Origin of the sequence: Legionella genomosp. 1 (assembly GCF_900640215.1) — a bacterium.
Classification (GTDB): domain Bacteria; phylum Pseudomonadota; class Gammaproteobacteria; order Legionellales; family Legionellaceae; genus Legionella_C; species Legionella_C quinlivanii_A.
In genome coordinates, this window is the sequence record NZ_CAAAJH010000008.1 from 1 (window position 1) to 20,284 (window position 20,284).

A 20,284-nucleotide genomic window follows, 5' to 3' on the forward strand; every position below is an offset into this window, starting at 1 on the left:
GAGCGTAATGAGTGACCTGCAACAGCAATATCACTCATTTATTGAATCTGGCGCTTTGAGTTGTTCAAAATAATGACAGGATCACTCAGCGCTTTCGCGGGAAGGACATAATTCCTTAACTTAACGGCAGTGAAGCTGGGCCTCTCTAATAGACTTTAAATTTTATCCAATGGCAGGCTTTGTTTAATTGTCCAGAATTCTTTCCAGGGATCGTCTTTCAATTGCTCAAGCCGCTTGAAGATAGTCCGTATGGTATAAAATGAATCGTTTTGATTATCGGTCAATTCATCCCAATGCACTGGTGTAGCTACCGGTGCATGTGGTCTTGCGCGGGGCGAATAGGGTGCAATGGCGGTTGCCTGGCGCTGATTTCGGAGGTAATCGACAAAAATCTTTCCCTTGCGTTTGGCTTTGGCCATATTGCTGGTGTATTTTTTGGGATATTTTTTTTCCAGATATTCTACAAAAACATGAGTGAATTCTTTGACTGACTCCCAGTCATATTTAATCTGAATCGGAATGACCAGATGCAGGCCTTTACCGCCTGTCGTTTTAATAAATGCAGATAGTTTTAATTGCTCAAGCTCCTCCCGGATTTCATAAGCGGCATCCACCAGCATTTTCCAACTGACTTCAGGATCTGGATCAAGGTCAAACACCAGAACATCAGGCTGCTCAAGATGCTCGACGGTGCTGCCCCAGGGGTGAATTTCCAGCACTCCCATTTGCGCCAGAGCGAGCAATCCTTCCTCCTCTTTCAGATAGATGCAGTTTTCAATGTTCTCAGTGCGTTTGCTTTCCACTTCAATCGTATAAAGGCCCCCAGGATTTTGCTGATTAAGGTGTTTCTGATAAAAGCAGTCTTTATAATCAGAGGGACAGCGAACGAGGGTTAATGCCCGATTGCGAATATAGGGCAGGATATAGGAACTAATGGCCTGATAATAATCAAACAGTTCCTTTTTACAAATGCTGTCTTCAGCATAAATCATTTTATCGGGATTGCTCAATTTAATTGCGGGCATGTTCTTCCCCTTGACGGGCGTTATTTTTAGCGGTATTTCCTCTTGGTTCCGGATTTCTTTCGCCATTTTATCCAGTCTTAAACCTTTGAAACTGGGGTGTCTTAAATGGCCATCGTCTGTCCATTCACTAAATTCCACTTCGGCGATTAGTTCAGGTTTCACCCAGGTGCTGCTTCTGACTCCAGGTGGATTAGTATTAAAAGGGTTCTTTGCCATTTGCAGGGGTTCTAATTGTCTGGCAATAGATTTTAAGGAGGCTTCAGTGAAGCCTGTACCCACTTTACCGCAATAATTAAGCTGCCCGTTCTCGTCATAAACACCCAAAAGCAGGGAGCGAAACCCAGTGCGATTTTTCTCTGATTTGGTATAACCTCCAATGACAAACTCCTGACGTTTACTGCATTTTATTTTAAGCCACTTCCTGCTTCGCTTACCTTGATAACTGCTATGAATGTCCTTGGAGATAATCCCTTCCAGATTAAAATCACAGCTTTGTTTGAAAACGCTTTCTCCGTCACCCAGTATATGGTCACTGTAGCGAAGGCTTTCCTCTGCATCCTCGAGTAAAGCGGCGAGCAGCTTTTTTCTTTCGAGAAGCGGGAGAGAACGGGTATCGTATTGATCAAGGTAGAGCAAATCAAAAAGATAATAGGTAAAATGGGTTTGCGCCCCATTGCTCATGGCATTTTGCAGCAACTGAAAACTTGAGCGGGAGTTTTCATCCAGAACCGTAATTTCACCATCCACAATAATATTGTCCGCGGGCAGGCTTTTCAGGGCATTGACGACATTCGGAAATTTTCTTGTCCAGTCCAGTTGATTACGTGACAGCAACTGAATCTGCGAATGGCGTTTGTAGGCTATGATGCGATAGCCATCAAATTTCAACTCATGCAACCAGTCGTCACCGATGGGAGCTTTATTGGTCAGGGTGGCTAATTCGACTGGGCAATTCTGCAAAAATGGGCGAGCGGGCAGAGCCAGCTTATACTTTTTTTGTTTTTTTTTAGCGGATTTAACAGGGCTATTATTTTGGGCACTTTCTTTACTATGCCAGATGGATTGATAGTTCTGTGCTATTTCGTCTAAGCTTTGCTGACTGACAACGCTATTCGGCTCTTCATTTGTAATATCATATTCGTCAAGCGGTCTTGCGTCCTTGTCCCGATGTTTAATGAGGAACCACTGCTTTTCCTTAAAGCGAATCAGATCCCACTGCCCATTGAGTTTTTCAGCCTGCAATTCAAAATGTAAATGTCCTTTTTCATAGGCTTTGGCAGGATCATCATCCAGGGGTTTCCACTTTCCCTTGTCCCATAACATGACCGTACCGCCGCCATATTCACCCTTGGGAATAATCCCCTCAAAACTGCCGTATTCAACCGGATGATCTTCTACTTGTACTGCCAGCCTCTTCACAGCGGGATCAAGGCAAGGGCCTTTGGGAACTGCCCAGCTCTTTAAAACGCCATCCAGTTCCAGGCGAAAATCATAATGTAAATGGCTGGCGGCATGTTTCTGAATAATATAAAGAAAGCGGTGTTTTCGATGAACACGGCCCTTAGGCTCGGGGGTTTTATGAAAATCCCTTTTTTTCTGATAACGATCAAGACTCATTCCTCCCTCCCCTGTGGAGCTATTAAAAAAGCCGAATCATTGCTTCATTGAATTGGGGAATATCATCCGGTTTCCGGCTGGTTAAAATGTCCTGATCGCAAACCACGGGTAGATCAACCCATTCAGCACCTGCATTAATTAAATCGGTTTTGATCGATAACCAGGAAGTCATTTTCCTGCCTTTGGCCAGCTCCGCATTGATTAATAACCAGGGTCCGTGGCAGATTGCTGCAATAGGCTTATTTTGTTTATTTATTGATTTAACAAATTCTGCAGCCTCTGGCAGCAGACGCAACTGGTCAGGATTGATCACGCCGCCAGGAAGTAAGAGCGCATCAAAATTTTCAGGTTTTGCTTCTTTAAGCGGAATATCTACCGGGAATTTGTCAGCTTTTTCAAAATGATGCCATCCTTGTACTTCCTCTTTTTCAGGTGAGATCAGGAAGGTTTCTGCGCCCTCATTTTCCAGTGCTTTGCGAGGGGCTTCCATTTCAACCTGCTCAAAACCATTGGCGGCAAGTATGGCTATTTTTTTTCCTTTTAATTTATTCATTAGAGCCCTCCTCCCTGAGGTTTGATTGATGTGCTGCTGTCAATTGCTCAATGGCAGCTTCGTATTCCTATAATTGTAGTCTATAACTGCGCTAAAGGCTCTCTTGGCCGCCTTTCGATAACAACGAGATCTTGGCACGAGCAGGGATTCACGCTAGGATTAGGTTTTTTTGCACGAGGTTGAATAAATGGAGCAACTGCAGGAAACGACAATACAATCTGTGCAGCAGGAAATTTTGCGGATTAGTCATTTTCTAAATGATCGCATCCTTGGCCAGCGCGCTTTGGTATCTCGCCTGCTGATTGCCTTGCTCGCAGATGGGCATCTCCTGGTAGAAGGAGCACCAGGGCTTGCCAAAACAAGGGCAGTTAAAGAGCTGTCCGCTCTGATTGAAGGCAATTTTCATCGCATTCAGTTTACGCCTGATCTCTTGCCCGGAGATTTAACCGGAACCGACGTGTTTCATCCTGAAACCAGTTCCTTTGTATTCCAGCCAGGTCCTATTTTCCATCATTTGGTATTGGCAGATGAAATCAACCGCGCGCCTGCAAAAGTACAGTCTGCGCTTCTGGAAGCCATGGCGGAACGTCAGGTAACCATCGGGGGGAAGACCTATCCTCTGCCGGAGTTATTTTTGGTTATGGCGACTCAGAATCCAATCGAGCAGGAAGGAACCTATCCTCTGCCGGAGGCGCAGCTCGACCGTTTCCTGATGTATGTTAAAATTGGTTATCCTGATGCGGCTATTGAACAGGATATTCTGGCTCTGGCCAGACGGGAGGCAATGGATCCTGTACAAGCCGCGCCGACGAATATTAAACAGTTGCCTCAGCGCGTATTGTTCGAGGCGCGCAAGCAAGTTTTGAAAGTACATACCAGCCCGGCATTGGAACATTATCTGGTTCAATTGGTTGTGGCTACTCGAAATCCGTCAATGTATAGCAATGAGTTAGCGAAATGGCTGCGTTTCGGTGCCAGTCCGCGGGCGACAATTGCTCTGGATCGCTGCTCCAAGGCGCATGCCTGGCTGGCTGGACGAGATTATGTAACGCCGGAAGATATTCATGTAATAGCCCATGATGTGCTGCGGCACCGTGTATTATTAAGCTTTGAAGCAGAGGCGGAAGGGGTTAGTAGCGATGATTTTATTGATCATCTATTGCGCCTGGTGGCAGTTCCCTGATGCTCGGGATAAAAATAAATGCATAAAAAATCGTCTTTGCGAGCATTAGCGAAGCAATCCAGATCCTGGCTTTGTGCAGGTTTCGATCTGGATTGCTTCACTTCGTTCGCAAAGACGACAGATTAGTTGATTGGTTCTATAAATGAGTTGTCAATTGGAAAAAGAAATATGGTAAACGGCGTGTCAATTGATCTTGCGGAACTGATTGCTTTTAAACGTTTCGCTCGCAAAATGGCATACAAACCTGAGAAGGGAGCTCCTGGCGGGAATCATTTATCAAAATTTCGTGGCCGGGGAATGGATTTTTCAGAGGTTAGAAATTACCAGGCCGGCGATGAAATCCGTCATATGGAATGGCGTGTAACCGCACGCACGGGGCGGCCTCATATCAAGCTTTACCAGGAAGAGCGCGAACGGCCAGTGGTTATTGTCGTTGATTTTAATCCCTCCATGTATTTTGGTACTCGCAAGGCTTTTAAATCGGTGATCGCTGCAAGATTGGCGGCGATGATTGCCTGGACTACGATCAAGCAGGGTGACAAAATTGGTGCTCTGCTGTACTCCTCTGAACGGCATAATGAATATCTACCCAGGTCGCGTGAGGGGGGTGTCCTGCCTATCCTGGCAGGGCTAATGGAATATACTAATCAAACAAGCGGCATGATGACTGAGAGTCCTCCAAAACCTCTGGGCGAAGCATTAATCAGATTAAGAAGGGTAGTAAAACCTGGCAGTATTATTGTTTTAATTAGTGATTTTTATCATTTGAATGGCGAGGCGGAAAAAAATTTAAGCCGCTTACATGAACATAATGACATTCTCGCCTATCATATTGTTGATCCTTTGGAGCTACACTCGCCCTTACCTGCACTTTATGCCATGACCGACGGCCATCAGGAGTTACTGCTTGATACCGTAAATTCGCAGGTTAATGCGGATTATCAGCGATGGTGCGATCAGCGTCAGCAGCGTTTACAGCACTTATTTAAAAAGCTGCATATTCAATATACGCAGATTAATGGTGAAAACGATATCCCTCAGGTGATTTACCAGACATTTCCGCGGAGGAAACGTGACTAAGACGAATGCTCTGGAAAATCTGCGTGATATTCATCTGCCGGAGGCTATCGGCTGGTGGCCTTTGGCGCCAGGCTGGTATATTTTGCTGATCCTTGTTCTCTTGCTCTTTGCCGGGGGACTGTACTATTTTATTGAGTATCAGAAAAACAGCAAACCCAAGCGGCATGCACTTAAATTACTTGCTCAATATCAGGAAGAGTATCAGCGCAGCGGAAACAGTCAGTTAGCCAGTTCCCGGGTTTCTGAATTGTTAAAGCGGGTTGCGCTGGTGTATTTTTCACGTGAAACAGTGGCCAGCTTGCAGGGAGAGGAATGGATTAATTTCCTGAATCAAACGGGACGCAAACTAAATTTTAATGCGGTGCGTCAATTGCTGCTTGAGCTTCCCTATCAACCTTCAACCAGCCAGGTTAGCATGGCGCCTTTATTCGCGCGAGCAAAAACCTGGATAAAACAACGGGGTAAACGATGTTTGAAATAGCTTCCCCCTGGGTTTTTCTTTTGCTCGGTTTGCCGTTAATCCTCTGGTTTTTAATACCGCGAGCCAGTTCAAGCCTGCCTGCAGCATTACAAGTTCCGTTTTATCAATCCATGCGTGCCATTGCTGAACAGGACAAACATATTCTGAGTAAAAAATCCGGTCTTGGCTTCTGGTTTCTGGTGTGGGCGTTACTGGTTCTGGCTGCTGCTGGCCCGCGCTGGGTGGGAGAGCCTTTACCTTTGGAAAGAGAGGGTCGTAATATTATGATGGTTCTCGATTTATCCGGCAGTATGGAATTAAATGATATGTTAATGAATGGCAGGCCGGTGTCACGCCTCGCTGTTGTTAAACATGCTGCTGAGCAATTTGTTAAAGAGAGGGCAGGGGATCGAATCGGTCTTATTTTATTTGGCAGTCAGGCTTATCTGCAAACGCCCTTAACCTATGATCGCCACAGTGTGTTATTGCGCATTGAAGATGCCACTGTGGGCTTGGCCGGCAAAACCACGTCAATTGGGGATGCGCTGGGACTTGCGGTCAAGCGTTTGCAAGATGTTCCAATAAGTAGCCGTGTAGTGATTTTATTAACCGACGGGGCCAATAACTCGGGTGTCTTGCTGCCTCTTAAAGCGGCGGAACTGGCAAAATCCGAACAAATCAAGGTATATACGATTGGCTTAGGCTCTGAAGCGGATCCCCGCATGATGTCGGGCCCATTTATTAACATGGGAGCCGGGGCTGATTTGGATGAAGATACACTAAAAGAGATTGCTTCAATCACAGGCGGCCAATATTTTCGGGCAACCGATTCAAGTTCACTGGAGTCGATTTATCAAAAAATTAATCAGCTTGAAACTGTGCAGCAGGAACACACAACGCTCAGACCGCAACGCGAATATTATCCCTGGCCATTGGCGTTTGCCTTAGGCCTGATCATGATTTGGCTTTTAAAAAGCCTGGGCCTGTTTAATTATTTATTGCAGCGAAACACTGTGTATCAGGAGAAAGGATTGTGATTGACTTTCATTTTCTTCGTCCACTATGGCTATTTGCTTTTCTACCGCTTTGCTGGTTATTTTGGCGCCTTTGGAAGCAGAAAGCTCCCTTGCAAGCCTGGGCTGCCATCTGTGATCCGCATCTATTATCGCAGTTAATCAAAAATCAGCACTCTGGAAAAAGGAAGCATTCCTTGCTGCTGTTATTAACCAGTTTTGGATTAATTATTATTGCTCTCGCTGGGCCGGTATGGAAAAAGTTGCCTGTGCCGGCCTTTAAATTATTGCAGCCCAGAATCGTAGTGCTGGATCTATCCGAGGCAATGCTTGAGGAAGATTTAAAACCCAATCGCTTATTACGGGCCAGGTTCATTTTGCATGATTTATTTAACCGTAAAGACACGGGACAAACAGGCCTGATAGTTTACACAGGTGAATCCTTTGTAGTGTCGCCATTGACGGAGGATGCTAAAACAATTGATAGCTTGCTGGATTCCTTGAATCCACAAATCATGCCAGTGAATGGCCAGAATTTATCGATGGCGTTGCAGCAGGCTGCCCGATTGATTGAACAGGCAGGGTTTTCGGGTGGACAAATCCTGGTGCTGACGGCCACTCCTCCCGATGCGTCTGCTTTGAAAGCGGCTTCCAAACTGGCCAATCAGGGTATCGAAACCTCCATTATGCCTGTTTTGGCAGATTCCGCTGTGTATCCAATATTTAAACCCTTAGCCAATGCCGGCAAGGGAATGCTGCTTGATTTAAATAATGAAGGTGCTTCGCTAAATCAATGGTTGAGAAGGGCAATCACCAGCAGGCAATATGCCTTGAGTGAACAAAATGAAATTCCGGTATGGCAGGATGAAGGGCGCTGGTTTTTGATTCCAGCGTTACTGTTTCTTATGCCAGTGTTTAGAAGAGGTTGGCTGCAGAGGGTGCAGTTATGAGAGTTTTGTTATTGATAATATTGATTTTCGCCAGTGCATCGACCTGGTCCTTCAGCTGGAAGGATTTATGGTACACACCTGATCAGCAGGCGGCTGAGATGATGGAAAAGGGGCAATATAACAAAGCTGGTGAATTATTTAAGCAGGAGGATTGGCAGGCAGCTGCCTCATATCGTGCAGGCAATTATCAGCAGGCCGCTCAGACTTACCAAGCGCTCAATAATGAGACAGGGTTTTATAATGCGGGAAATGCATTGGCTCATCAGGGTAAATATGAAGAGGCATTGAAGGCCTATGACCAGGCTCTGAAATTAAACCCTCATAACCAGGATGCCCGATTTAACCGGGCGCTCGTTGCTGATTTACTAAAAAAAGACAAAGAGAAACAGCAAAATAAAGAGCAGAATGGCGGACAAAGTCAGGATCAGAAAAATAAGCAGGATGAGCAGAAGCAGGACCAGAAGTCCAGTGCCAATGAAAAAAATAATCAGCAGCAACAACAAAATCAGCCGCAATCAGACAGTTCTGGTGCTGAACAACAGATGAATAAAGAGAAAAACCAGCAGGAGCAGCAGGCTGAAAATGAGGCTTCTGCAAAGCAGAATAAAAAGAAGCAGGAACAGCAAAACAATGCGTCAGAGACCAATGAGGATGAAAAAAAACAAGCTGCAGCACAAGCGCAATCGTCTCTGTCAGATAAAGAACAGCAACAGGCCAAAGAACAATGGCTTAAATTAATTCCTGACGATCCAGGCGGTTTACTTCGTGAAAAGTTTCTACGTGATCATATACGCCGGCAGCGGGGGTGGTACCAATGAAAAAAATAATCAGCATTTTCATTCTTTTTTATTCAGGAATACTGTTTGCAGGGCTTAGCATTCAAATAGAGAGCAGTAAAGTACAGATAGGTCAATCGTTTCGCCTGGTATTGACTATGGATGGCCAGACGAATGCCGTACCGGACTTAACTCCTCTGCAGGAAAATTTTCAAATTGTTGGAACCGAACGCAGTACAAATTACAGCATCATTAACGGGCAGGCTCGCACCGTCAACCAATGGACCGTTTTTCTGATTCCTCTCAAAATGGGCACTATTTCCATACCTTCTCTTCAGGTCGGGCAGGAAAGTACGACGCCTTCCACAATAGAGGTCACTGCTTCTGCAGTACAAAGTGGCAAACCTCTTACGAAACAGGACGATCTGCAGCTGATCGTTGAAGTGGATAACAAGACGCCCTATGTTAATCAACAAGTGATTTACACGGTCAAACTCTATAACAGTTTACAGTTATTAGACACTGATTTTCAGGCGCCTCAGGTTGATAATGCGCTTTTGGTGCCTCTGGGCGATGGTAAACAATATCAAGCCACGGAAAATGGCCGACTGTTTTCAGTCGTGGAACAGCAATATGCTATCTTTCCACAGAAAAGCGGTGAACTAACTGTGACCCCTCCGGTATTCAGCGCCCTGGTTTATGATCAAATGCCCCATAAAACCAAAATCAGTGCAGATCCGCTCACGCTCAAGGTAAAATCGATGCCCGCCAGTTTCACAGGCAAAGAATGGCTGCCCGCCAATGAAGTCATACTGAATGATCAATACGATCGAGAGCCTGTTAATATCAAGCAGGGAGATACATTAACCCGTACAGTTACTCTGGAAGTGGTCGGTATACCCGCTCAATTATTACCGTCGCTGGATTTTAGCAGCAAGGACAGCTTTTCAGTCTATCCAGAAAAAGCAGGAGAGAAAAACAGTTACCGTCAACCCTATCTGGTAGGGACCAAAACGCTGAAAGTAACTTATCTGTTTAATAAGGCCGGAAAAATTACTATCCCTGAATTGCGTTTACCCTGGTTTAATACAGTGACTCAAAAGAATGAAGTAGCTGTTTTAGCTCCTCGGGTTATTCAGGTTCAGGCTACAGCGAATAGCGCCGATAGTTCAGTGAATACGCCGTCTGAAGAACAGGACGTGGCGGTAGAAGGTCCTGCAGACACACCCTCAGCTGACAAGGTAACGCCAGCCAGCACCTGGTTAGCCTGGGGAGTTGCCGCATTGTTCGCACTGGCCTGGTTGTTAACTCTTAAATTGGGCCGATTTAATCTGCCATATTTTAAGTCGCACAAAGGAGCAGGTAAAAAAGCAGTATTAAAACGTCTGCAGAGCGCTTGCCTGAATAATCAGCCGATCGAAGCGCAACAGGCATTAATTGAATGGGCTTCACTTCATTGGCCAGAAAAGCGAGTTTTAAGTTTGGCTGATATCTGTGAGCAAATCTTTGATATGAATCTCAAGAAACAGATTAATGACTTGTCGGAAGCCCTTTATCATCAGCAACAGAAAACATGGCAGGGAAGCGGATTATGGCAGGCTTTACAGCACCATTTGTCGCAAACAGCAAGCAAGCGAAAGCCTGGCTCTGATTTGCCTCCTATACACCCGCAATAGGTCAAATAACGGTCTGACCGCCATAAAGCATAGATATCTTCTACCCATCATTACTACGCCCTGCGGCTTGTCCGCAGGGTCCAGAGATTCAACCCTGACATGAGATTCCTGGATCCCTTCGGACAAGCCGAGGGACGTAGGGAGTGGGGTAAAGCCTTAAGGCAGCGCCATTGGGCACTTCGCGAGATCTACGCTGAATGAATTGTAAAGTTATAAATAATTTAGTCGCAATTCTCGCTATTTAAACTTCAGTAAGTTATAATGTGATCACTTGTATCAAGTGTTCAAGATTGAATGAGCGTTATTCGTGAAAAATCCCTCCTTTTGTGTTTCCAAAGTAGTGAAAATCGCGTTATGTCAACGGCATTTGAGGCTCGTTTACTTGTACAGGTTTATGTTTAATTTTTTTTGGAAAGTATAATGTCTGCTATAGTAGAAACTGGTTCCGTTAAATGGTTTAACGATGACAAGGGTTATGGTTTTATCAGCCGTGACAATGGCCAAGATGATGTGTTCGTACATTTTCGTTCAATCGTAGGAACATCTGGTCGTAAAACACTGCATGAAGGCCAACGTGTAAAATTTCTGGTAACTAAAGGTCCAAAAGGCTTGCAAGCTGAGGAAGTTACTGCGGTCTAATGTTTTAGGCCTTAAGTATTCTGAGTTTTTTCTGAAATCGTCCCCTCTTATTCTTTACTCAAAAATAAGAGGGGAATGATAATCCCCTGTTTATTAATTTTAAGTTCAACATATTGAGCCTGCGTATTCTTGCAGGTATGATAGAGTGCTTTTATCGCTCTTAAGCTCCGGGCTGTAGTCAAAAATCTAATCCCACTGGAACCCTATTGAAATGGAAGTCATTTTGAAAATTCTATGGCTTGTTATTATTTGTCTTATATCTGGCTGTCAGACCGGGTTTTATAAAGGGCCTCCTTCTGACCATTTTGATGGTAAAACCTTTTATAATCCGGACGAGAAAGGTAAAAAACGCAACGGAAATTATGACCTGGTCAATCTATGGATTTCCGTGCTGCAAAACCAATGGCCAGCAAGTTTGCCCGAAATTTCTTATCCGCTATTACCGGCAAACTATCCCGATGGTGCAATGGTTACCTTTATTAATCATTCCACAGTACTTATTCAAAGCAAAAAAATTAATATCCTGATTGATCCGATCTATTCTTATCGTGCGAGCCCCTTTCAGTGGATTGGACCTGCAAGGCATCGCGAGCCTGGCCTTTCATTTGACACGCTGCCAACTATTGATCTGGTGCTCATAAGCCACAATCACTACGATCATATGGATTTGGGAACCATTAAGAAATTGCAACAGAAATACCACCCTCAATTTATTGTACCTTTGGGTAATAAGGTTTTTTTGGAGCGAAATGGAGTTAAACAGGTCACTGAATTGGACTGGTGGCAATCTATGAATGTAAAAGAGACGAAAATCAGCCTCTTACCCGCTCATCATGATTCGCAGCGCTGGCTTTATGATCTGAATAAAACACTTTGGGGATCCTTTGGCGTGGAAATTAGCGGCAGAAAAATTTATTTTGCCGGGGATACGGGCTATTTCGGGCATTTTAAAGAAATCAGAAAGAAATGGGGAACACCACAGCTCGCATTTTTACCAATTGGAGCCTATGAACCGCGTTCACTGGCCAAACCTTATCATTTGAATCCGTCGGATGCTGTTCGAGCGCACCTGGACTTGGGCAGCCATAGATCAATTGGGATTCATTGGGGAACCTTTCAATTAGGTGCAGAAGATTTTAATCAGCCCGTCAATGATCTGGCTCTAGCCCGCAAAAAATATGGACTGACAGAGAAACAGTTTTTTGTTATTCGTGAAGGTCTTCCTTTTTATATTGATAAATAAGAGTTTTTGCCAAATCGGCAAATCAGTTTATACTCAAACACCAATAGAAAATGGATGGATTTATGCGTACATGGATTTTTGTATTTTTTTTCGGACTTTTCCCTTCAATTGCCTTGGCGGCGCCGGCATCCGGCAGTTTTACCATTGAAAAAACCTGTCCTGCCTATATTTCAAAAAATAAAAAAACCAATCCTGACAACGTATATCTACAGCCGGGACAGGTTTACGAAATCAGGGAAATTAATCGTGAGCATAATCCGGACTGGTTTCGCCTGTATCTGCCTGATAACGCAACACCGCTTCGCTGGGTAAGTAGTGACTGTGGCGATTCATCCTATCATCCAGGCCCTGCTCCACGTTGTCAGCAAAGCCCGGGGCTTGCGGATTCCTATGTACTTGCATTTAGCTGGCAGCCTGCATTCTGTCAGACCTATGGATATGAAGCCGGGAAACCGGAATGCCTTCATTTGCCGTCTCGCTCCTACCAGGCCAGTCATCTGGTTTTACATGGCTTATGGCCTAATCAGGAACAATGCGGCGAGCATTATGGCTTCTGCGGCACCAGTCCTCGCACTAATCATTGCGATTACCCACCTCTGAGTTTGAAAGAACCGGTATCTGCTTCGCTTAAATATTTTATGCCCAGTTACTCTCATGGCAGCTGTCTGGAGCGCCACGAATGGTATAAGCACGGAAGCTGTCAATTGTTATCCGCTGACGAATATTTCGCTTTGGCAATTCGCCTGACTGAAGACATGGAAGAGACAGCTTTAGGAAAGTTTTTACACGAGCATGTCGGCGAAACGGTGGATCGACTGCAATTGCAGGAGCTGGTGCGCCTCTCTTTTGGAAACGCCAGCACCAGAAAGGTATATCTGGGCTGTAAAAATGGGATGCTGGTTGATATTTTTGTACAATTACCCGCTTTAATTCCCGAGCAGGACTCTTTGGCAGAGCTGGTTGAACGAGCGCCTGACGCCAAGCGTTACGAAGGATGTCCGGCTAAAGTGGGTATCTCTGATTTTAACAGCGAGTCCTGGTATTAAATATAAATGCTTGCCCCGCCCAACTAACGTGTGTCTTTGCGAACGAAGTGACGCAATCCAGATCGAAACTTGAACAAAGTTAGGGAACTGGGTTGCTTCGCTGATGCTCGCAAAGACGGGTTTGTGCACCTGTCTTCATTTATGGAACACTTCGCGGGAATGACAAAATTCTTTAACTTAAGAGTAGTGCCTTTGGAACAGGCAGAGTTATATCAAAGTAAACGATAATTGCTTGCGCAATTTTCCAAGTTATTCTAATGTAGGAGCTTAACCTGGTATGGAATGTCGGCTTATGTTAACCCGTGTTATCTCCCTGATTTGCATTTTATTTCTCCTGTCAGCCTGCAGGCACTCTACTGTGAACTCTACAGAACAGCCGCCTGTACCGGTGAATAAAACCCAGCAAACGCGAGCTATGCCTTCCTTTAATAAGGTATCAGCTAGCGGCCGCCTGAATGTGGTGCTGCATACCGGCTATTTAAAGCCTCAGGTTATTTTACATGGTGATCCCCGGGATTTGGTGCAGGTGAGTACCCAAGTCCAGAACTATACCCTGGTGGTGAATTTAGGCAGTGGATATCCACGCTATGGCAGCGTGACCGTGGATATTCGCGGGCGCTTTCTAAATACCTTCCGCTATGAAGGCGCAGGAATTGTGACCGGGCCGCGATTAAATTCAGGGCTTCTTGATCTTTATCTGGAGAATGAAGGCAGGACAGTACTGGGTGGTCACATTAATGTCGGCGTGCTGGAGGTGAAGGGAGGAGGATATACCGAAATTAACGGGGTGCAATCGCGCAATCTGCATTTGCGTATGTCTGGTAAACCACGGGTTAAGCTAGCCGGCGTTGAGAGGATAAATACGCTTGATTTGGAGGGGGATGGCGCTTTAAGCATGTACTGGATAAAAAGTGATACCCTGACTATCAGAGCTGGCGGACATACCTTTATTCAGCTGGGCGGTGTGGCTAATAAAATTGATGTCTGCCTGAAAGATTCTGCCCGATTTAATGGCCGCTACTTACGTGCCAAGAGAGCATTTGTGAAAACCTACGGGAATTCTGTCGCTGAATTAAGTACTATTAAACGCCAGCATACCCTCGCCAGCGATTCGAGTAATATTTACTTTTATAATATTCCTGACATGAAGACTGATTTTATGGCCTATAACGGTTCGGTTTTGGATATGCGTGATCTCAATGATTTCTTTGTTCAGGAGTATGACCGTTATAACAAGCAGATCCAGTAATTGAGAGCATGTTCATTAAACTGTGCCACTCACAAGCACGCCGTCATCTCGAACGCAGTGAGAGATCTCCGAAAACTGTGTCACTCACAAGCACGCCGTCATCTCGAACGCAGTGAGAGATCTCCGAAAACTGTGTCACTCACAAGCACGTCGTCATCTCGAACGCAGTGAGAGATCTCCGAATGCTGGCACAAACCAGGATTCAGAAGATCTCTCACTGCGTTCGAGATGACATGGTATGACATAGTTTGCAGGCAACCGGCTCTGTTGCGGATTCAGATTGCTAAGGATTTAATGCAGGCTTTAGGTGCCGCGCAAATCGGGGAGGGGGCAGGCATCAGGCGCTGATTACTGCTTGCCTGAGTCTCCTGGGCTCGCATAAAGGCAGCAAATCTTGGATCCCAGACGTTACGAATGCTCTTCTGACTGGCTCTTTCCCAGCAGTTGGCAAGCAATTTCATTTCAGCCCTCGTGCAGCCTGTTAAATAGTCGATATCAAAAAAATTGGTTTTGTACCCCTTCACAAATTGCGGGCTAGAGAATAGCCCCCGCTCTTTCTCATCGGAGGGCCGTTTAACATTTAATAAGAACTGTTGATAAAAAGATAAAATTTCGGGACAGACTTCAAGCTGAGTTAAAAAATCACAATAAGCCTGACGATGACATTCGATTCCCTGCACGCTGAGAATAGTGGGTATGCGAACAGCCGCCTCTTCTTTGGGGAGCCAAAAAACAGGTTTTAATTGCTCTGCAGGCAGCTTGCTATTCAAAAGAATGTCTAATTCAGGCGAATTGCTAAATGATTCTTTACTAAGTATGTAATGACTGTTAAACAGAAGCTCAAGACGCTCTCTATTAATAAAGCGCAATTGAGCAATAGATTGTATGAAATGAAATAAATCCTCATTGGCTGTCTGAGAAAAGAGGACAGTCTTTGCCGAAGCTGAAAGCCTGCACAAAAGATTCAAAGTTCTTAAGTTTACAGTGTTATCCTTTAATATCAGGGGATAGAAGTCACAGGGGAGTGAGTGCAGAAATGCAAGTTGGGCAGGACGTAAGGATTTAACCATTACCAGAGCATCAGCAAATGCTAGTTGCATACTGCCTTGCCTATGCGGAGACTGGAGGACAAAATTTAATAGAAACCCTAGCCCGTCTTTTGATAAGGAAGCGAGATCACTCAAATTGCAAAAGCCTGACCAGGGGGTTCGTAATTGCTGAATCTTGCTGAAATGGTAGAGCATTGTCACATTAAATCGACGTAAGATCTCTTTGTTGGTGAATATATCCTGTAAGAAGTTCTCCAGAGCCACTAGCTCTTCGTCTGGTAATGAAAGAATCTCATCCAGTTTGAAATGTTGATATTTGCCAAGCTGCTTATTGATTGCCAGACAAGTCTGTTCTCTCTTTTTTGCTTCCGGTGCTTTACCTGTTTCGGGTTTGAAAGTTTTCACACAGTGTCCTTTTCGTTAAGAAAAAAAATAGTAATATGGACTCACCTGGAAAATTATATAGAATGTTCAAAAAATACCAAGATTGCTGCTGGCAATGAGAATTGCAATTAGATTAGAGATTGCAAGAACAGATTATTGATAAAACTGCCAGCTCCTCTGCTTTCGCAAGGGAGTGGCAGGTTGAGGTTAGTATTATGCTCAGTTATCATCAATCTTCGTTGCGGTCGCCACGGGCTTTACCGCCTTTTTCACCTATTTTTGAATGAAAACCGGGCTCTCTTTCTTCAACAGTCTGGGATGCACGTTTCGCTTGTTCTGAGAGTTCTTCTTCGCTGTACTTTTCTGCGCGTGCCTTGCCGCCTTCGGAGCCGGCTTCCTGAACTGTCATATTATCTTGTTTACTCATGATGGATCTCCTTCTATTTCGTTAATGAAATACCGCTTCTCCCTGAAGTAGAATAGAGAATGTAAAGCTAGCTTTATTTAAATGCGGAGATTTATTGAGTAGGTGAGGAACTTACCTACAGTCTAATTATAGGCCCTCATCTAGCGTTCGTGAGGGAATTTATTATCATCTTGTAAGCATAATAAATTAAAATTCTGTATTTACTCTCAAAATTCAGCAGAAAAATTTAATCATTACTTTGATTAAATAAATTGTATCCTGTTAATCTTTGCCGTATTCCTTTACTTGGCACTTAGCGGTAATTGGTCTAAAATTTAAGTGATAAGCTCTTTTTTTATCAAAGGACAAGGGAGGAGGTCCGGAATTACAATCGTACGAAGGGGTTTAAAAAACATTTTATTTCTTTCGCTTTTGCACATCACATGATTTGTATCTTCATTTATGAACCCACTTCGAAAAGCAAAAGCAACGGTTGCTTTATTTGAGGGCTTTTAGTTACTAAAGGGAGATTAGTTATGAGCAGACAAATTGTAAATGCCGACAATGTGATCGGTGTGGATGTAAAGAATCGTGAAGGAGACAGTCTGGGGAAAATCGAGGCTTTAATGCTCGATAAATATCAGGGACAAGTGGCCTATGTAGTATTGTCTTTTGGTGGTTTCCTCGGCATGGGTGATAAGCTTTTTGCAATGCCCTGGAGTATTTTCTCCTATGATCCTGCCCAGGATTGCTTTGTTATCAGTGTCGATAAAGAAACCTTGAAGAAGTCCCCGGGATTCGATAAAGATAACTGGCCAGATATGTCTAATCCAAGCTGGATGACTGCGATTCATAAACACTACGGAACCATGCCGAGCAGATCTCAGCATTAGAAGCCCTGCTGTATGAGCTGCCCGGTTGACCGGTCATTGCGGCTGGCTTGGTACATAAATAAAGATCAAGCCACTAACCTATCGTCTTTGCGAACGAAGTAAAGCAATCCAGAATGAAACCTGAACAAAGCAAGGCACTGGATTACTTCGCTAACCCTCGCAAAGACTATCACTAAATGGTTATCTGCTCTTGAGCAGACAGGCTAGAGAGTTTTATTTCATCTAAAACTGACTTGTATTTTTCATACAACTGAGGAGCATTGCTCGCGTCTCTGGCACGTAATAGCAACGTGAAAGCTTTGTTAAGCTTCAATTCGATTGCATCTCTAACTTCCTGAATAGCTTCGCCTTTGGCCAGTCGCTCCTGCAGATGTCTTCCAAGTTGCCTGCAAACCAGGGTTTGAATCGTTTCTGCATCAAAAAAATCGAGCGGTCGGCCCCGCAACTGCCTTTTTACGTCAATGATTGAAACCTTACTCTCATCATCAATTAATCTCATAAACATTAGCATGTAAAATGTTTTAGCAAGGCTTTGCACATCCATGCTGTTCAGATCCTCAATTTCTGCCGAAAGCCCTTGTTCCTGAATTTTTAAGGTGGATTTGGAAGTATTGCTGATCAATTGTTTATATGAAGGGCAGCATAGGTAAAGTAAATACTTTGCAAATGCATGATGACCTGCGTAATCCAGGCTTAAACCAAGTGGTGCCAGGATATCACTTCCCTCCTGACAATGCCTGGAATGACCATATACAGGATCATTTATGGATGGACGGGCTATGTCATGACATAGCAGGGCCAGGACATACTCTAATCGGTTCAGTAATATCAGGCTCAGCTTACCCGCTTCAAGCGCATGCTCCTGCTCGGTGACATTCTCCTGAGCGCCCGGATTTTCATAGGGCTTTTGGGCCAGTTTATTTTGCAGAACATCAGTAATTAATTCCACATAACAATTCAATGCCTGATGAAGATCGCTCAATTCGGCAGGGAAAGTATATTCTTTTGCTTCATCAAGAATGGGCGAGGAAGAGGCAAGCAGCTCGACCGGTGTGGCCTGCAATTGCTGCTCACTTAAATTTAAGGATTTGATAAAGTCTGCGGCTGTATAAGGAATTGCCTCCTTCCCCTTGAAAAAGCCTTTTTTCTTCAGCAATTCAAGAAGTTCAGGGAAATCGGGAAACTCATTTAAATACACCGCAAGATTGGTCTTTAACAGGTTACGATAATTTTTGGAAATTTGTACAAAGAGATCATCAAACACTTTGTCTTCTGAAGCGGCCATAATTTTCCTTATTAATCCAGCAATTGCACCAACTGACCAGGCCCGCAATGATGCAGACTCGCTGCTCTGTCAGAGATGCATTATTATAAGTCCCAGTTTATTAAAACAAACAGGAAAGTATTAACAAACTTATCCACAGAGCTGCTGCTCAAGGTATACTTATAAAAAATTAATTTTATCAATTGGTTGTCTATTATTTCATACATAATTAGAATGCTTCACTAATTTTATGAACAAACTTATCCACAGGATGCGATTTAATGCACTGGCATCTATTCACTCTCAGGATAAATTACCGAATTTTTATAAGCGCTTCCACCCCAAATTTCTTCTTCAGACAGACTGGTCTCAATAAATTCGATAGGCCAGCCATTTTCTTCAATCGCCGCTACTTTAAAACCCTCAAAAGGAAAATAAGGCTCCAGAATGACATTTTTTCCCCGGATCGCCTCATCAATGCTATCGACTTTGAATGCGACATGAGGTTTGGTCTGTAGCAGTGGATGCAAAGGGCAGCCTTCTTCAAAGCGATGGTACTGGATACGAGTTGGAGCCTCTCCGCCCGAGGTATACATTTTAAACGGGGCACTATATCGCTCGCCAGGGCGGACTTCAGTAGTTGGAATACCCACATGATGGAATTGATAGTTCATTTATTTAACCCCTTCGTTATCTATGGATATTATAGATTGATGGTATACACTTTATAAAACGATTTGTTTTCCATAATTTATGAACCATAGGTTCATAATATCAAGGCCGATCATGAAAATTAATCACTCGCTCCAGTGCTTTATCAAAGCGGCGGAAACACTGCATTTTGCCAGTGCAGCAGCCAGTTTGCACATCACTCCTACCGCGCTAAGCAAGCAAATTAAAGGATTGGAGCAGCAAATTGGGATTCAGCTTTTCAAGCGCAGTACACGTCGCGTCATCCTGACGGAAATGGGAGAAAGGCTCTACCAGCGATGCCGGGTTATTGAAAATGAAATTAATAAACTGGATCAGTTTATTGAAAACAGACGCGCAGAGCCCCAGGGAAGTTTACGGGTTTTGGTTTCAACAATCCTGGCCAGGAAATGGCTATTCGCTCATTTAAAAGATTTCAGAGAGCGCTTTCCAAAAATTGAATTGGAACTCCTTTTGACTGAGGAAGATGACGATTTGGCAGACGCCAAAGCAGATATCATGATGGGTTTTCCTGAAATTCCTCCTTACACCAATAACTTGAAAGCACGTTACGTATCCACCGTTAAGAATATTCTCTGCGCCGCTCCCAGTTACGTGCAGCGCTATGGATTGCCTGCCTGTAAAGGTGATCTTGCTAACGCGCATTTTATTTCTCATACGCTGAGAGCGCCAAATCATCACCTTCCATTAGCCGATGGAAGCACTATTCCAATAAACCGGCCGGTCTTATTAATTAATGAATTCGACGCACTTAATCAAGCTTGTAAAGATGGACATGGCCTGTTTCTGACGGGTGATTTATTAGTGAAAAATGAACTGAATAGTGGCGAGTTAATTCAAATATTACCCAAGCTGGAATTTAAAAACTATAAAATTTATCTGTTTTACCAAGCCTATGATTATGAGTTGCCAAAAGTACGTGCTTTTCTGGAGTTCTATGGAAAGAAATCCCTCATTTAAGCAGGGGATGTTATACTGAAACTATGAGAGAAATAACTGTAAGCCTTCGCTTGACGGCTGCGATTCTCATTAATGAAACGAGGTATGACATGGCTCTTTTAAAAAAG

Annotated in this window: 19 protein-coding genes; 13 read left to right on the plus strand and 6 right to left on the minus strand. The window is 44.1% G+C overall.

What is annotated here, in order from left to right:
• Nucleotides 1–155: 155 nt before the first annotated feature.
• Nucleotides 156–2,642, minus strand: coding sequence for a DNA ligase D (gene ligD / locus E1O89_RS08925; RefSeq protein WP_133139864.1), 2,487 nt, complete (start codon nt 2,640–2,642; stop codon nt 156–158).
• A 22-nt stretch (nt 2,643–2,664) separates the two neighbouring features.
• A complete protein-coding gene (locus tag E1O89_RS08930; RefSeq protein ID WP_133139865.1) occupies nt 2,665–3,195 on the minus strand; it encodes a type 1 glutamine amidotransferase domain-containing protein in 531 nt (176 codons plus the stop codon).
• Between the two features lie 187 nt (nt 3,196–3,382).
• Between E1O89_RS08930 and E1O89_RS08935 the strand changes: the two genes are divergently transcribed.
• From E1O89_RS08935 to E1O89_RS08985, 11 genes are all read left to right on the plus strand, one after another.
• Entirely contained in the window at nt 3,383–4,378 is a 996-nt protein-coding gene (locus E1O89_RS08935) for an AAA family ATPase (protein WP_133139866.1), read from the plus strand.
• Between the two features lie 168 nt (nt 4,379–4,546).
• The gene (locus E1O89_RS08940; protein WP_133139867.1) at nt 4,547–5,458 is read left to right on the plus strand and encodes a DUF58 domain-containing protein; all 912 of its coding nucleotides are present in this window, start codon (nt 4,547–4,549) and stop codon (nt 5,456–5,458) included.
• Complete coding sequence (locus E1O89_RS08945; protein ID WP_133139868.1) at nt 5,451–5,939, plus strand: DUF4381 domain-containing protein; 489 nt, start codon at nt 5,451–5,453, stop codon at nt 5,937–5,939. The genes E1O89_RS08940 and E1O89_RS08945 overlap by 8 nt, the downstream gene beginning before the upstream one ends.
• Entirely contained in the window at nt 5,927–6,955 is a 1,029-nt protein-coding gene (locus E1O89_RS08950) for a vWA domain-containing protein (protein WP_133139869.1), read from the plus strand. The genes E1O89_RS08945 and E1O89_RS08950 overlap by 13 nt, the downstream gene beginning before the upstream one ends.
• Complete coding sequence (locus E1O89_RS08955) at nt 6,949–7,881, plus strand: vWA domain-containing protein (protein ID WP_133139870.1); 933 nt, start codon at nt 6,949–6,951, stop codon at nt 7,879–7,881. Before E1O89_RS08950 ends, E1O89_RS08955 begins: the two co-directional genes overlap by 7 nt.
• On the plus strand, nt 7,878–8,699 hold the full coding sequence (locus tag E1O89_RS08960; protein ID WP_133139871.1) for a tetratricopeptide repeat protein: 822 nt from the start codon (nt 7,878–7,880) through the stop codon (nt 8,697–8,699). Before E1O89_RS08955 ends, E1O89_RS08960 begins: the two co-directional genes overlap by 4 nt.
• Complete coding sequence (locus E1O89_RS08965; RefSeq protein ID WP_133139872.1) at nt 8,696–10,333, plus strand: BatD family protein; 1,638 nt, start codon at nt 8,696–8,698, stop codon at nt 10,331–10,333. Before E1O89_RS08960 ends, E1O89_RS08965 begins: the two co-directional genes overlap by 4 nt.
• Before the next feature lie 420 nt (nt 10,334–10,753).
• Complete coding sequence (locus E1O89_RS08970) at nt 10,754–10,972, plus strand: cold-shock protein (protein ID WP_058507051.1); 219 nt, start codon at nt 10,754–10,756, stop codon at nt 10,970–10,972.
• 211 nt (nt 10,973–11,183) lie between these two features.
• On the plus strand, nt 11,184–12,215 hold the full coding sequence (locus tag E1O89_RS08975) for an MBL fold metallo-hydrolase (RefSeq protein WP_133139873.1): 1,032 nt from the start codon (nt 11,184–11,186) through the stop codon (nt 12,213–12,215).
• 62 nt (nt 12,216–12,277) lie between these two features.
• Nucleotides 12,278–13,261: a ribonuclease T2 family protein gene (locus E1O89_RS08980; protein ID WP_133139874.1), complete on the plus strand. Its 984-nt coding sequence runs from the start codon at nt 12,278–12,280 to the stop codon at nt 13,259–13,261.
• Between the two features lie 292 nt (nt 13,262–13,553).
• Nucleotides 13,554–14,510: a GIN domain-containing protein gene (locus tag E1O89_RS08985; protein ID WP_133139875.1), complete on the plus strand. Its 957-nt coding sequence runs from the start codon at nt 13,554–13,556 to the stop codon at nt 14,508–14,510.
• Between the two features lie 275 nt (nt 14,511–14,785).
• Here the strand turns inward: E1O89_RS08985 and E1O89_RS08990 are convergent, their stop codons facing one another.
• A complete protein-coding gene (locus E1O89_RS08990) occupies nt 14,786–15,964 on the minus strand; it encodes a hypothetical protein (protein ID WP_133139876.1) in 1,179 nt (392 codons plus the stop codon).
• Between the two features lie 208 nt (nt 15,965–16,172).
• Nucleotides 16,173–16,370, minus strand: a complete 198-nt coding sequence (locus E1O89_RS08995; RefSeq protein WP_133139877.1) for a hypothetical protein — start codon at nt 16,368–16,370, stop codon at nt 16,173–16,175.
• Nucleotides 16,371–16,885: 515 nt separating this feature from the next.
• Here E1O89_RS08995 and E1O89_RS09000 point away from each other — a divergent pair.
• Complete coding sequence (locus tag E1O89_RS09000; RefSeq protein ID WP_133139878.1) at nt 16,886–17,242, plus strand: PRC-barrel domain-containing protein; 357 nt, start codon at nt 16,886–16,888, stop codon at nt 17,240–17,242.
• A gap of 172 nt (nt 17,243–17,414) precedes the next feature.
• Here E1O89_RS09000 and E1O89_RS09005 read toward each other — a convergent pair whose 3' ends face one another.
• Nucleotides 17,415–18,527, minus strand: coding sequence for a hypothetical protein (locus E1O89_RS09005; RefSeq protein WP_133139879.1), 1,113 nt, complete (start codon nt 18,525–18,527; stop codon nt 17,415–17,417).
• Between the two features lie 272 nt (nt 18,528–18,799).
• Nucleotides 18,800–19,180: a helicase gene (locus E1O89_RS09010; RefSeq protein ID WP_133139880.1), complete on the minus strand. Its 381-nt coding sequence runs from the start codon at nt 19,178–19,180 to the stop codon at nt 18,800–18,802.
• A gap of 112 nt (nt 19,181–19,292) precedes the next feature.
• Here E1O89_RS09010 and E1O89_RS09015 point away from each other — a divergent pair, with 112 nt between their 5' ends.
• The gene (locus E1O89_RS09015) at nt 19,293–20,177 is read left to right on the plus strand and encodes a LysR family transcriptional regulator (RefSeq protein WP_165483112.1); all 885 of its coding nucleotides are present in this window, start codon (nt 19,293–19,295) and stop codon (nt 20,175–20,177) included.
• Nucleotides 20,178–20,284 lie beyond the last annotated feature (107 nt).

Excerpts from the sequence above, each read along its gene's own strand:
- E1O89_RS08960 (WP_133139871.1), top strand. The coding sequence starts at position 7,878 with ATGAGAGTTTTGTTATTGATAATATTGATTTTCGCCAGTGCATCGACC.
- E1O89_RS08975 (WP_133139873.1), top strand. The coding sequence starts at position 11,184 with ATGGAAGTCATTTTGAAAATTCTATGGCTTGTTATTATTTGTCTTATA.
- E1O89_RS08930 (WP_133139865.1), bottom strand. The coding sequence starts at position 3,195 with ATGAATAAATTAAAAGGAAAAAAAATAGCCATACTTGCCGCCAATGGT.
- E1O89_RS08965 (WP_133139872.1), top strand. The coding sequence starts at position 8,696 with ATGAAAAAAATAATCAGCATTTTCATTCTTTTTTATTCAGGAATACTG.
- E1O89_RS08980 (WP_133139874.1), top strand. The coding sequence starts at position 12,278 with ATGCGTACATGGATTTTTGTATTTTTTTTCGGACTTTTCCCTTCAATT.
- E1O89_RS09015 (WP_165483112.1), top strand. The coding sequence starts at position 19,293 with ATGAAAATTAATCACTCGCTCCAGTGCTTTATCAAAGCGGCGGAAACA.
- E1O89_RS08935 (WP_133139866.1), top strand. The coding sequence starts at position 3,383 with ATGGAGCAACTGCAGGAAACGACAATACAATCTGTGCAGCAGGAAATT.
- E1O89_RS08970 (WP_058507051.1), top strand. The coding sequence starts at position 10,754 with ATGTCTGCTATAGTAGAAACTGGTTCCGTTAAATGGTTTAACGATGAC.
- ligD (WP_133139864.1), bottom strand. The coding sequence starts at position 2,642 with ATGAGTCTTGATCGTTATCAGAAAAAAAGGGATTTTCATAAAACCCCC.
- E1O89_RS08950 (WP_133139869.1), top strand. The coding sequence starts at position 5,927 with ATGTTTGAAATAGCTTCCCCCTGGGTTTTTCTTTTGCTCGGTTTGCCG.
- E1O89_RS08995 (WP_133139877.1), bottom strand. The coding sequence starts at position 16,370 with ATGAGTAAACAAGATAATATGACAGTTCAGGAAGCCGGCTCCGAAGGC.
- E1O89_RS09005 (WP_133139879.1), bottom strand. The coding sequence starts at position 18,527 with ATGGCCGCTTCAGAAGACAAAGTGTTTGATGATCTCTTTGTACAAATT.
- E1O89_RS09010 (WP_133139880.1), bottom strand. The coding sequence starts at position 19,180 with ATGAACTATCAATTCCATCATGTGGGTATTCCAACTACTGAAGTCCGC.
- E1O89_RS08940 (WP_133139867.1), top strand. The coding sequence starts at position 4,547 with ATGGTAAACGGCGTGTCAATTGATCTTGCGGAACTGATTGCTTTTAAA.
- E1O89_RS08985 (WP_133139875.1), top strand. The coding sequence starts at position 13,554 with ATGTTAACCCGTGTTATCTCCCTGATTTGCATTTTATTTCTCCTGTCA.
- E1O89_RS09000 (WP_133139878.1), top strand. The coding sequence starts at position 16,886 with ATGAGCAGACAAATTGTAAATGCCGACAATGTGATCGGTGTGGATGTA.